This window comes from Maribacter sp. HTCC2170 (genome assembly GCF_000153165.2).
Classification (GTDB): domain Bacteria; phylum Bacteroidota; class Bacteroidia; order Flavobacteriales; family Flavobacteriaceae; genus Maribacter_A.
The window spans coordinates 860,312-873,567 of the sequence record NC_014472.1 but is presented as its reverse complement, the minus strand read 5'-3'; the positions used below and the strand labels follow the sequence as shown (position 1 = coordinate 873,567).

The following is a 13,256-nucleotide window of genomic DNA, read 5'->3' as shown; positions in this document are numbered from 1 at the left end:
TATAAAATATTTTTCGATTAGTTGATATAAAGACCTGTGAATTCAAGAGGGTTTACACCTGGTAAATCAGATCCGTATTTGGCATTGATAGATTCTATGAAAAGGTTTGCCAACAATGCATAACCTCTTGGTGAAGGATGTACTCCATCTAAAGAAAAACCACCACCAGTGCCATAAGTTGCAGTGACCATACTTCCGTCGGCTAAAGGGAAACCGGATTCGGCAAATGTAGCCATGAATGCATTGGCATCTACAAATGCTAGGTTGTATTGTGCTGCTAGGGCTTCAATGGTCTGGTTATATGCTGCATGAGCCGTTGTAACGGCCTCCTGCTCAGAAGGTGTAAGCACCCATTTATCCTCCATAGGGTAAGTAATACCATTTATAGATAGTTGACCAGCGTCTGCCGCAGGTAATCCTAACCCTTGTAGTGTTGCAAAAGCATCTTGATTGAGTTGCGCTATTTCAGTTTGGCTAGGGAAAACAACTAAATCATCGGCCGTTGCTTGACGAGCCTGTCCATACAAAAATCCAATTACAGTGGCTTGCCCAGGATCAACTTGAAAAGCTATTAAGGTGCTTGTTATTTCAGCAGATAAATTAACTAAAGAATCGTCGTTGATAACCAATGCGCTAGCTGCCGTTGTAGAAAACTCTATAGCTCTTTCGGGTACCCCTAAAAATGCAAAAACCTGATTCAATTGCGCAAAGGTTGCATTGAGTGTTGGTATCTGTGGTCCAAAATCTGGATTTGTAGGGTCTAATGGATTATGTGGGACAGTCGTGAAATAAGGTATCGTAGTCACGTCAGGAATGTTAGCGACAACTCCACCAGCACCTTGAGCTGTTAAACCTTGTAGCAATCCATCATAAACACTCGCGAAAACATTTGGGTCAGAAATATCAGATCCGCCGTAAGTCGAAGGATCTAAATTCCCTGTTTGATCTTCACCATCACCACCGGCAGTGGCGTAACCTAAAATATCATTATTCCCTATCCAAAGCGAAAAGAAGCTTGGATTTTGGGCTAAAGCGTCGCCAATTACCGTTGACGTAGGGCCTGAAGCAAATCGCGCGTAATAAGGATTGGCCAAACCAGCTTCTACACCAGCCACATTTCCATAGCCTGGAGCAGCCAAATGGTAGCTTTTGGCTCCGGGAACACCCATATTATTAAATGAGCCAGAAAGTGCATTTGTGATTTCCGTCGATCCAGTACCCGAGACAGGAGTTGGAGTTGGTGAGCCCGATGAGAACGACAGGATTAATCGATTACCTAAAATAGGGGTGCCACCTAAAGTAGCTCCACCAAGATTATCTGCCATGAATGGAATATTGAATGCCCCACCACCAACTAATTCAAAATTAGTTGCAAGCATATTAGGGTAAGAGTTTGTTTGTCCGTCTACGAACAGCGCAGCATCAGAATAACCTGCAGTTAACGAATTACCAATCGAAACATAATTGGAAAAGTCAGCGGAGCCACTGGTGTATGTTATCGGGTCTGGTTCTGGTGCAAGGTCAATTACGGGGTCATCGTCGCTACAAGAGACTAAAAAAAGACCTAGAATCGCGAGTATTGAGAGAAACTTTTTCATTGTGTTATTTTGAAAGGATTAGTTTAAATACGGTAAATCCAAAATTAATTAAAATTATGAGACTCGCAATGTATACATAAAAAATTATGCATGCATAATAAATTAAAGCTTTTATTGTTGATTTATGAAATCCATCGTTTTGTTGAAAAATTGAACCGGGTTTTCAGAATGCAACCAATGCCCAGCGTTGTCAATAGTTTCAATTTCGGCAAGCGGAAAGTTTCTTTTAATATTGTCGGAATCAGAAGGTGTAATATATTCAGATTTATCTCCTCTTAAGAAGAGGGTAGGACCTTTGTATATTTCAGAAGCGCTTATACCTTCGCCAATCTCCTCCATTTTATTGCTCAAAACAGTTAAATTAAAACGAAATCCTAATTGTCCTTTTTCAACCCAATGAAGATTTTTCAAAAGAAACATTCTTATGCCAATTTCGTTGATATGTTTTGCCAATGCCTTTTCGGCTTCGTTTCTAGATTTAATATGTGAGAAATCCATTTGATTTAGGGCATCAATTATATATTGATGGTGTGGGGGGTAATATTTTGGGGCAATATCAGCGACTATTAAGCCTTGCAGTAAATCTGGATTACTAGTGGCGAATTGCATGGCGGTTTTGCCACCCATTGAATGCCCAAGAACAATTGGTTTTTTTAGTTTATACTCTTCTAAGTACAATTTAAGGTCATTGGAAAGAAAATCATAGTCAAAATCTTCAGAATGAAAACTTTTGCCATGATTGCGTTGATCTATTAAATGTACCTCCAAACCTTGTTTGGCATATTGCGTCCCTAAGGTTTTCCAATTATCAGACATGCCTAAAAAGCCATGAAGAATCAATAAAGGTTTTCCTTGCCCTATTATTTTAGAATGTAGGGATTGGTTCATTTCAATTTGTCCAAATACATTTTTACAACATTATCCAATCCAAAATACAATGACTCACATATTAGTGCGTGTCCAATGGAAACTTCCAGCAGATTAGGAATATGCTCTTTAAAATACTTTATGTTGTCTAAATTAAGATCGTGCCCCGCATTAATGCCCAAGCCTAGTTTGGCAGCTATTTTAGCAGCCTCTTTAAAAGGCTTTATGCTTTCTGATTTTTCTTGCCCAAAGTTTTCGGCAAAACTCTCGGTGTAGAGCTCGATACGATCAGTTCCCGTTTTGGCTGCGCCTTCTATCATTTTAACATCTGGGTCTACAAAAATTGAAGTTCGTATACCATTTTGTTTAAATGTGTTGATTACCTCTTTTAAAAAATCCTTGTGTTTAACTGTGTTCCATCCAGCATTCGATGTTATCGCATCTTCTGCGTCCGGCACGAGGGTAACTTGGGTTGGTCGTACCTCAAGTACCAAATCAATGAATTTTTGAATAGGATTGCCTTCAATATTATATTCGGTGGCGACTATTTTTTTTAAATCTCGGGCATCTTGGTATTTAATATGCCTTTCATCAGGTCTAGGATGTACGGTTATTCCTTGTGCACCAAAAGATTCTATATCCTGTGCCACTTTTGTCAAATTAGGAATATTGCCTCCTCTAGAGTTCCGTAATGTTGCAATTTTATTAATGTTTACACTTAGTTTTGTCATAAGATGAAATCAATTCAAAAGAAGGTAAAAATACAAAATAGGCATGCCTTTTGATATATTAAATTAGTATTTTGCGTTATATTTTGAGTTATGCAGATTCAGACACATATCATTAAAGGCATTCCTGTCTTTGAATTAAGCGAACCATTGGAGAATTTGGTTCAGTTTTTTATGGAGAATACTTTCTCGCATGTCGCCATAGTTGACGATAGCAGATTTTTAGGTGTTTTCAATGAAAATGATTTGGAGCATTTTGAAGTTGACAAGAAGATTGATGACTATCGATATAATTTAGAATCTTTTTTTGTTAGAGAAGATACAAGTTGGTTGGATGTTCTAGAAACATTCGCAAGGAATGAAGCAAATTTGTTACCCGTTTTAGGAGATAAAGAGGAAGTGCTGGGGTACTACGATATTACAGATGTTGTAAGTGTTTTTATAGAAACTCCATTTTTTACAGAACCAGGTGGAATTTTAGTTGTTGCAAAGGGAATAAAAGATTACTCCTTTAGTGAGATCACTCAGATTGTTGAAAGTAATAACGCTAAGTTCATTGGTGGGTTCATTTCTGAGATGAGAGATGAATTGGTTCAGGTCACAATCAAAATAAGTAGTGATAATATGAATGAGGTAGTGCAGACCTTTAGACGGTATAACTACAATATCTTATTTGGTAATATTGATGACCAATTCATTGATGATCTAAAACAAAGGTCAGATTATCTTGATAAATATCTAAACGTATAGTATAGTGGGTATGAAAGTTGCCATTTATGGACAAACGTATCAAGATAATACGTTTGATTACGTTCTTGAGCTTCTTGATGAGCTCGAAAAAGAATCTGCCACAATTTTCATCGAGGAAAACCTTAACACTCATTTATCCCATAAACATAGTAGTAGTTCTTATGAGACTTTCAATGAATTGATTGGATTGGACGACTCTTTTGATATGTTCATAAGTTTTGGGGGTGATGGGACTATTTTAAGGGCAACCACTTATGTTAGGGATTTGAACATTCCAATTGTAGGTGTCAATACTGGGCGACTAGGATTTTTATCGACTTTTAAAAAGGAAGATGTTAGGAAAGTGGTTCAGGAGTTCGTTGAAGGTGCTTATACAATTGTAGAACGAAGTTTGGTCGAATTAAACGCTGGTCCGCAGGCCGAAGAATTTGGTGAGCTCAACTTTGCTTTGAATGAAATTACTGTTAGCAGAAAGGATACTACCTCTATGATCACTGTAGAAACGCACTTAAATGGGGAGTATTTGACATCTTATTGGGCAGACGGGCTCATAGTTTCTACACCTACTGGGTCTACAGGATATTCTTTAAGTTGTGGTGGTCCAGTAATTGTTCCAACTGCAAAATCTTTGGTTCTCACACCCATTGCACCACATAATCTTAATGCCCGGCCGTTGGTTATTTCAGATGATACCGTGATTAGGTTGAAGGTTTCGGGTAGAGAAGATAATCATTTGGTTTCTTTGGATTCAAGAATTGCAACACTTGAAAATGGTAAAGAGATTGAGATCAAAAAGGCTGACTTTACCATAAAGATGATAGAATATAATTCTGAAAGTTTTTTAAAGACCCTTCGCAATAAATTATTGTGGGGAGAAGATAAGCGCAATTGAAGCTCAAAATAGACAATAATTATCCCCAAAGACTGTTTATCATGTGAGAACATGCTTATTTTCCGCCAAGTTGTTCAGGCGATGATTGGTTGATATATTTAAACTTTTATAATTTATGAAGAATTACCTTTTTATAATTCTTGTTTTTGTAAGTGTTACTATGAGTGCACAGACATATGAAATAGGTGCATTTGCTGGAGGAGCCAATAATATAGGTGATGTGGGGAGAACAAACTTTATTTTACCTTCTGACATTGCATATGGTGGATTGTTCAAATGGAATAAAAGTAAAAGATATGCTTGGCGTGCTAGTGTAATTTATGGTAAATTTACAGCCGATGATTCAAAATCGAACATAGCTTCTCGTCAGCAGAGGGGGTATGTCGTTAAAAATTCCATATTTGAGGCTTCGGCCGGTCTAGAGTTTAATTTTGTGGAGTATAATTTACATAAATTGGGTCCTGCATTTACACCATATTTATATACAGGAGTAACCTATTTTAGATATGATTACGATTATGTTGATGCCGGGAGACAAATTAATTTTGGTCAAAAAGACGGTTCGTTTGCAATTCCTATGGTTGTAGGGGTAAAAAAGAGATTAAATCAGTTTTTGATTATTGGTGCAGAAGTCGGTGCTAGATATACCTTTACAGATAATTTGGACGCCAGTAATCCTGAAAAATCGAATATTAATCAACAGCTGGATGTTGATTTTGGAAATATTTTTAGTGATGATTGGTACGTGTTCTCTGGGGTTACATTAACCTATACTTTTGGCAGAAAACCTTGTACTGATTGTTTTGAGTAAAATTACATGAACACAATTGAAGATATTAATGGTCAAAAATTACCCAAACACTTAGCCATTATTATGGATGGCAATGGTCGTTGGGCCAAACAAAAAGGTAAATTCCGGGTGTTTGGTCATGAGAACGGGGTTAAGACTGTTCGTAGTACTGTTGAAAGTTGTGTTAGAATAGGATTGGAGTATCTCACACTTTATACATTCTCTACTGAAAACTGGAACAGACCCAAGATAGAAGTTGATACCTTAATGAGGCTTCTTGTTTCTTCCTTAAAAAAAGAACTTAAAACTTTTAACAAAAACAACGTAAGACTTAATACTATTGGTGATATCAAATCTTTGCCAAACAGAGCTTACATTGAGCTTGTTGAGGTTATGGAGAAAACCAAGGGAAATACAGGTATGACCCTCACATTGGCCTTGAGCTATGGAGCTAGGGAAGAGTTGAAAAATGCCGTTCAGCAAATTGCGGTCAAAGTTAAAAATAATATAATTTCTCCTGAAAGTATTGATGAAACCATTATTAATAACCATCTTTACACGCAAAATTTGCCAGACGTTGATTTGCTCATCCGTACCAGTGGGGAACACAGGATAAGCAATTTTTTATTATGGCAAATTGCTTATGCTGAATTGTATTTTATTGATGTATTTTGGCCAGATTTTAAAGAACAACATTTAGTTGAGGCCATAATAAATTATCAGAACAGAGAACGAAGATTTGGAAAAACTAGCGAACAACTCAACTAGCGATATGAAAAAGTTCATATCCCTTGAACTTTTTATTACCTTCTTACTACTTTTAATTACCACCGTTGCCACAGCACAAGATGTTTCCTATGAAGATGGGAAAAAGTACATTTTAGGCGGTCTTGAGGTAACCGGACTTCAAAGTTATAATGAGCAAACGGTAAAGACCTATACTGGCCTTAGGGTTGGTCAGCCTATTACATTGCCAGGAGAGCAGATCAGTGCCATCATAAATAAATTATGGGGTCTTGAGCTTTTCACTGACATTGATTTTTACATTACAGATATTCAAGGTGACAATGTTTTTCTTGAATTGAATATTCTTGAAAGACCAACTTTGTCCAAAGTGAAGATGAATGGGATAAAAGAGAGAAAGGTTGATGAAATATTGAAAGATACCGACCTAAAGAAAGGAAAGAAGATTACAGAAAGTTTAATTGCCAATAGCAAGAACTATATTCAGAATAAATTCAAGAAAAAGGGTTATTTAAATGCAAAGGTAAATATCCTTACTGCAAAAGATACTTCACAGACCAATGCAAGAAGCATGGTTGTGAATGTAGACAAAGGCGATAAGGTGAAAATCAAGGATATTGTATTTGAGGGGAATAACCAACTGGCTGCAAAAAAACTAAGAAAGGCTCTAAAAAAGACCAAGAAAAAGAAATTGGGCCGTTTTTGGAAAAAATCTAAGTATATAGATGATGATTATCAAAATGATCTATCCTTATTGGTGGATAAATACGCTGAAAACGGATATAGGGATGCACGGGTTCTTTCAGATACTATCCTAGATGTAGATGAGAACAACATTCAAATAAAAATCAAGGTAGAGGAAGGAAATAAATATTATTTTGGAGATATAGATTTTGTGGGTAACAGTGTTTATTCTGATCAGGTTTTAGACCGTGTTCTTGGAATAAAAAAAGGTGCTACTTATAATGGTGTTTTATTGCGTGAACGAATTGCTGATGACTCAAAACCTGATGCCAATGATATCACAAACCTCTATCAAAATCACGGTTATCTTTTTTCCAGCATCAATCCAGTGGAAGTTTCCGCTGAAAATGATACTATAAATTTTGAGATTCGTATTGTTGAAGGTAAAGAGACATTTTTAGACCATGTAACAGTAAATGGAAATGACAAGACCAACGATCATGTAATTTTCAGGGAGCTAAGAACTAGACCTGGTCAAAAATACAATAAGTCAGATATTATTAGGAGTATTAGGGAGCTGGGACAACTTGGGTTCTTTGATGCAGAGCAAATTAAACCGGATATTATCAACCCTAAACCAAATGAAGGTACTGTGGATTTGGCATATAGCTTAGTTGAATCAGGTTCTAGTCAAATAGAGCTTCAGGGTGGATATGGCGGTGGAGGGTTCATAGGTACACTGGGTCTGTCATTCAGTAACTTTTCACTTAAAAATATTTTAAACGGTGAGGCGTACAAACCGGTTCCTATGGGCGATGGTCAAAGCTTTGCACTTCGTTTGCAAGCCAGTAGAACCTACCGAGTGTATAGTTTGAATTTCGCAGAACCATGGTTGGGAGGCAAAAAGCCAGTGAGATTTAACCTTTCATTATCCAGGACCCAGCAATTTGGGGCAAATTATTCCCGTTCTGGTAGAGTTGAGGTTAACAAAGACAGAAGTTTTTCTATAACAGGACTTTCGGCAGGTTTGGCGAAAAGAGTACAATGGCCTGATGACTTTTTTACGATATCACATTCATTAGGGTATCAACTATATGATTTTAACAATTACAATTTAGGACTGTTCAATTTTGGAAATGGAAAATCTAATTCTATCTCCTATACCTTCGGAATTTCAAGAAATGCCTTGGACGGTGGTAGAATATATCCAAGAAGGGGTTCAAATTTTGCAATTACCGCGAAGATGACCCCACCTTTTTCATTGCTTGGAAATAAGGACTTTAAGGGAATAACTGAAGAAAGTACTGAATTGCTTGATGAGATAAGAGAGATTAGTGCTGTAGATCCAAATGATTCAAGATTACAGGAATTAAGCTCGCAGAGAGAGTCGTTGGAAGAAGAACGTTTTAAATGGCTGGAATACTATAAACTTAACTTCAAAGGTGATTGGTATACAACTATCGTAGGTGATTTGGTGCTTAGGACCAATGCGGAATTTGGATTCTTAGGTAGCTACAACCATGATATTGGAAATGTGCCTTTTGAACGTTTTTATGTAGGTGGCGATGGTATGGGTAATTTCACCTTGGATGGTAGAGATGTGATTCAATTAAGAGGTTATGAAAACAATTCCATTACTCCAGTTGAGCCTGGTGCTAGTTCACCTGATGGGGCTTTAATTTATAATAAATTCTCTTTGGAGCTTAGATATCCTTTGACTTTAAAACCATCTGCTTCTATTTATGGTCTGACTTTTTTAGAAGGAGGGAACGCTTTCAACAATTTTCAGGACTTTAATCCGTTTCAAATAAAACGATCGGCTGGAGTGGGGCTTAGAATATTTATGCCAGCATTCGGACTATTGGGAATTGACTTTGGGTATGGTTTTGATCAAGACTATAGAACAAACTCTACAGGACCCAGTGGATGGCAAACACACTTCATTATTGGCCAACAGTTTTAATTTAAGAATCGTGACATAAGCTAAACTCTTCATTTTAAAAGTTTTAGTAATTTTGGCACGATATTTTCTATATGTTAAAACGGAATCAAAAATGAAACCAAAAACAAAAGTTCTTTTAGTAGTGTCCTTGATACTTTGCTCCGCTTATTCCTTAGCACAACGAGGAGTTAGAATAGCATATGTAGATATGGAGTACATCTTGGAAAATGTTGAAGAATATCGAGATGCAAGTGAGCAGCTGGAAACCAAAGTCCAAAAATGGAAGGTTGAAATTGAGCAAAAGCAAAGTGCTGTTGAGCAAATGAAAAAGGATTTGATGGCAGAAAAGGTGCTATTGACCAGCGAATTGATTGAAGAACGAGAGGAGGAAATTCAGATTCTTGAAAAGGAGATGATAGAATATCAGCAAGATCGTTTTGGGCCACAAGGAGATTTGGTATTGCAAAAACGTCAGCTAATTCAGCCTATTCAAGATCAAGTTTTTAATGAGGTCCAGAAAATTGGGGCCAATAAAAAGTATGATTTTATTTTCGATAAATCTGCGGATGTCGTAATGTTGTATTCCGAGAAAAGGCACGATATAAGTGAGTTGATATTAAGGGGTATTGCTAGGACAAGAAAAATTAGTAAGCCCAAGAAAAAAGCTGCTAGAAACAGACTTGACAATTTTGAAGGGGAAGAACCCGTTGAGGAAATGAGCGAGGCACTTAAAGAAAGGAAAACCTTGGCTAAACAAGCGGAGGAGGCAAGAACTAAAACTGCTGAAGAGAAGCGAGCAGAACAGTTGAAGATAAGGGATGAAAGGAAAAAGGCTTACGATGCAAGAAGAAAAAAGCTTTTAGAAGAGAGAGAAGCAAAAAAGAAAGCAAAAACAGAAGAACGTAAAAAGGAGTCTGAAACAGATAAGGACACCAAAGATTAATAATCATTAACTTAAATTAATACTCAAATATTTTAATTAGAAATCATGAAAGAAGTAAAGAAAATAGTAGTTGCCTTAGTTTTATTCGTTGCAGCGACAAGTTTTGTAAATGCACAGAGTAAAGTAGCTCACATTGATGTAACGCAACTTTTATCTGAGATGCCGGAAATGAAAGCAGCAGAAGCTGAATTAAAAAAATTACAAGAGACCTATAGGGCCGATATTGAAAGCTCTATGACTGAGTTGAAAAACAAATACACTCAATATTCAAATGAGTCTGCTTCAAAATCTGAAGAAGAAAATCAAAAAAGAGCTCAAGAATTGCAGGGCTTTGAAAAAAATATTGGTGAAGCACAGCAAAACGCTCAGCAAGAACTTCAGAAAAAACAAGCAGAGTTGTTTGCACCAATTTCTGAAAAAGCAAAAGCAGCTATTGAAAAAGTTGCAGCGGCACAAGGCTATGACTATGTGTTGGATGCACAACAGGGCGCAGGTGTTTTGGTAGCCAAAGGAAAAGATTTACTGGTAGAAGTAAAACAAGAGTTAGGCTTCTAGTACAATTACTTTATAACAAAAAAACCACCCAATTTGGGTGGTTTTTTTGTTTAAGGAGTTAGTTTGTTTTTTATTCCCTTCCATCTTAGTTTTCGAATAAATCTTCCTTCTTCCTTTGATACTATTTTAGGTAATCGTTCCCTGCGGGCATGTAAAAAACCTTTTATGTTATGATATAGTGCTATTGGTTTATTTTGTTTTATGGCCATTTTCAAAGAGGCTACTGAGGTTAACAAGAAACCATAGTCCATGGTGTACATGGCTTCACCTTGTAAAAGTTTTGCCTTTGGGTTATATGCTTTTCCAGTTGGTCGCAAATGTTTTACATGAAGACTATCCAATGTCTCTATTTTAAAGCCATTGAACTGCACCAATAATTCGTCAACGGTATCCCATCCCATTCTGTTTTTTAGCCCACCTATAGTAATAAAACACTTCTTAGAATATGCTTTGAACGCGCCTCGAACATGTTTTTTGTTCATTGGATGGTTTAGTTCCCAAATACCACTTGGCGTTTTCTCATATACAAAACCACCGGCAAGACCTACATTTGGTCTTTTTTTGAAAATAGCTGCTATTTTCTCAAAGTAATCAACAGGGAGAATTAGGTCTGCGTCTAATTTTACAATAAAGTCGTAATGATGGTCCAATAACTCAAAACCTTTGTTAAATGCATTGATTACTTTACTTCCTGGTAAATGTTCACTTGATGAAATAGAATTCAATTTTTTAAAAACGCTATTCTTGTTAGCAAAGTCATCAATGATTTTTTCAGTATTGTCAGTTGAATTATCATTAACGATAACAACCGCTTTGGGTTGTAATGTTTGTTGCTCTATTGAGAATAAAGTTTTCGACAGGAAAGCTTCTTCATTATGCGCGGGTATGACAATGTAATAGTTCAAATTAGAAATCTATTCAGATGAGTTTTTATTCTGCGTTCTCTCGGCATAAACAATGTAATATCTGGGGGTAAAGGTTCTTAATAACGGTCTAATTCCAATTTTTTTAACAGGATTTGCCCATTTGGTCGAATCTTTTATTTCCCATCCGGCTTTTTCCAAAAGCCAATTAAATTGCCAATCTTCGAATTCATGGTAATGACGATCCCAGGGGTCAGTTTTACTTTGATAGGCAGGGGAAAACCATAATTTTAAAGGAATGCTGGCAACGAGTTTATTAGCCTTTATTTCGCGCAAGACGTTATAAGGGGCAAGTAGATGTTCAAATATTTCAAAAGCTGTTGCGACTTTGGCAGAACTATTTACTATAGTAGAAAAATCATTGTCCAAGTCTTCCCCTTTAGTATTCGAAACCACATAGCCACTTTCCTTCATAATCTTGGAAAACGGGTTTTCTACACCTAAATCCAAAATGGACTGATCTGTTGATATATGTTTTTGAAGAAAGGATAAAGTATTCTTAAAACGTTTATTGGGAAATGTTTTCTCGTACATCTAAAACTTGTAGTATGAATTGTCCTATTTAAGAATATTCATAATTAATGTGGTACGAAGTTAAAAAAATATGCCGTGGAAAGTCTTCCCACTTTGATTTCTTTGAACTAGGGTGATGGGTAATCAGACTTGATATACTATGGCATTTATATTCATGCCAGCCCCAACACTGGCAAAAATAATCACATCATCCTTTTTGATATTGTGATCTCCCAATCGACCATGTTTTACCATATCGTATAATGTAGGTATTGTGGCAACTGAGCTATTACCTAATTCCCCTATGTTCATCGGCATAATTTCTTTGGGCATTTTTAGGCCATGCAATCTGTAAAATCGTTTAACAATGGCCTCATCCATTTTTTCGTTCGCCTGATGAATGAAGATTTTTTTTACTTCGGAAATGGTTTTTCCACTTTCATCCAAACAATCCTTCATTGCTTGGGGCACATGCGAAATTGCAAACTCATAAATTTTTCTACCATACATTTTAATAAAGCGTCGGTCTTCATTGTTCTCCTTTTTGTAGGAATCTCCAAAAAATAGATAATAAGCCTCGCCATTGGCATGTGTTGCCGAAGAGTGAGAAAGAATACCTCCATTATCTGGCTTTTCTTCGATTATTGTTGCTCCAGCCCCATCGGAATAAATCATAGAATCTCGATCATAATCATCTACCACCCGTGATAGTGTTTCTGCCCCTATCACTAAACATTTTTTGGCCATTCCGCTCTTAATAAAGGCCTTTGCCTGTATTACTCCTTCAACCCAGCCGGGACAACCGAATAACATATCGTAGGCTACACATTTTGGATTTTTGATACCAAGTCTGTGCTTCACTCTGGTAGCTAAACTAGGTAAGGTATCGCCTTGGGATTGCCCATGTGACACATCTCCAAAATTATGGGCGAAAATAATATAATCCAATGTTTCTTTATCCAATCCTGCATCTTCAATTGCTTTTAAAGATGCGAAATAACCCAAATCAGAAGTGTTCAATTCATTTTCGGCATAACGTCTCTCTCCAATACCGGTAATCGATTTAAATTTTTCAATAATTATGTCGTTGGGAGCATCGATAGAAGAACCATCGCTGTTTAAAAAAGTATGGTCCTCAAAGTTTGAATTTTCTATTTTCACTGAAGGAAGAAAAGATCCTGTTCCAGTAATTGTTATTCCCATCGTTGAATTTACATTTTCGTTAAATTACCATTAAATGAAAAAATAGGTCCAATAAAGTTTAATTCACTACGATGTTCAATACTGCATGATGGTATAGATAAAACAATAAAAAAGCCTTTCAAAT

At 36.6% G+C, this 13,256-nt stretch carries 13 protein-coding genes; 7 read left to right on the top strand and 6 right to left on the bottom strand.

The genetic code is table 11. From position 1 onward, the window contains the following. Positions 1–17: 17 nt before the first annotated feature. From FB2170_RS04040 to FB2170_RS04030, 3 genes are all read right to left on the bottom strand, one after another. Positions 18–1,598 (bottom strand): SGNH/GDSL hydrolase family protein, encoded by a 1,581-nt coding sequence (locus tag FB2170_RS04040; RefSeq protein WP_013305240.1) that lies wholly within the window; start codon positions 1,596–1,598, stop codon positions 18–20. Between the two features lie 111 nt (positions 1,599–1,709). Further along, the gene (locus FB2170_RS04035) at positions 1,710–2,486 is read right to left on the bottom strand and encodes an alpha/beta fold hydrolase (protein ID WP_013305239.1); all 777 of its coding nucleotides are present in this window, start codon (positions 2,484–2,486) and stop codon (positions 1,710–1,712) included. Continuing rightward, positions 2,483–3,196, bottom strand: coding sequence for a pyridoxine 5'-phosphate synthase (locus tag FB2170_RS04030; RefSeq protein ID WP_013305238.1), 714 nt, complete (start codon positions 3,194–3,196; stop codon positions 2,483–2,485). The genes FB2170_RS04035 and FB2170_RS04030 overlap by 4 nt, the downstream gene beginning before the upstream one ends. A gap of 90 nt (positions 3,197–3,286) precedes the next feature. Here FB2170_RS04030 and FB2170_RS04025 point away from each other — a divergent pair, with 90 nt between their 5' ends. From FB2170_RS04025 to FB2170_RS03995, 7 genes are all read left to right on the top strand, one after another. Continuing rightward, positions 3,287–3,943 carry a CBS domain-containing protein gene (locus FB2170_RS04025; RefSeq protein WP_013305237.1) on the top strand — a complete coding sequence of 219 codons (657 nt, stop codon included), beginning with the start codon at positions 3,287–3,289 and terminating at the stop codon, positions 3,941–3,943. Positions 3,944–3,953: 10 nt separating this feature from the next. After that, positions 3,954–4,835 (top strand): NAD kinase, encoded by an 882-nt coding sequence (locus FB2170_RS04020; protein WP_013305236.1) that lies wholly within the window; start codon positions 3,954–3,956, stop codon positions 4,833–4,835. Positions 4,836–4,950: 115 nt separating this feature from the next. Then, a complete protein-coding gene (locus tag FB2170_RS04015; protein WP_013305235.1) occupies positions 4,951–5,646 on the top strand; it encodes a DUF6089 family protein in 696 nt (231 codons plus the stop codon). 6 nt (positions 5,647–5,652) lie between these two features. Continuing rightward, entirely contained in the window at positions 5,653–6,393 is a 741-nt protein-coding gene (locus tag FB2170_RS04010) for an isoprenyl transferase (RefSeq protein ID WP_013305234.1), read from the top strand. Between the two features lie 4 nt (positions 6,394–6,397). Then, complete coding sequence (locus FB2170_RS04005; RefSeq protein WP_013305233.1) at positions 6,398–9,016, top strand: outer membrane protein assembly factor; 2,619 nt, start codon at positions 6,398–6,400, stop codon at positions 9,014–9,016. A 91-nt stretch (positions 9,017–9,107) separates the two neighbouring features. Then, positions 9,108–9,938 carry an OmpH family outer membrane protein gene (locus FB2170_RS04000; RefSeq protein WP_013305232.1) on the top strand — a complete coding sequence of 277 codons (831 nt, stop codon included), beginning with the start codon at positions 9,108–9,110 and terminating at the stop codon, positions 9,936–9,938. Positions 9,939–9,983: 45 nt separating this feature from the next. Further along, on the top strand, positions 9,984–10,493 hold the full coding sequence (locus FB2170_RS03995; RefSeq protein WP_013305231.1) for an OmpH family outer membrane protein: 510 nt from the start codon (positions 9,984–9,986) through the stop codon (positions 10,491–10,493). Positions 10,494–10,543: 50 nt separating this feature from the next. Here FB2170_RS03995 and FB2170_RS03990 read toward each other — a convergent pair whose 3' ends face one another. The 3 genes from FB2170_RS03990 to FB2170_RS03980 all read right to left on the bottom strand — a co-directional run bounded on the left by FB2170_RS03990 (position 10,544) and on the right by FB2170_RS03980 (position 13,132). Then, positions 10,544–11,398 carry a glycosyltransferase family 2 protein gene (locus FB2170_RS03990; protein WP_013305230.1) on the bottom strand — a complete coding sequence of 285 codons (855 nt, stop codon included), beginning with the start codon at positions 11,396–11,398 and terminating at the stop codon, positions 10,544–10,546. Between the two features lie 9 nt (positions 11,399–11,407). Further along, the gene (locus FB2170_RS03985; protein WP_013305229.1) at positions 11,408–11,950 is read right to left on the bottom strand and encodes a methyltransferase; all 543 of its coding nucleotides are present in this window, start codon (positions 11,948–11,950) and stop codon (positions 11,408–11,410) included. A gap of 123 nt (positions 11,951–12,073) precedes the next feature. Further along, positions 12,074–13,132 (bottom strand): 3-oxoacyl-ACP synthase III family protein, encoded by a 1,059-nt coding sequence (locus FB2170_RS03980; protein WP_013305228.1) that lies wholly within the window; start codon positions 13,130–13,132, stop codon positions 12,074–12,076. Between the last annotated feature and the right edge of the window lie 124 nt (positions 13,133–13,256).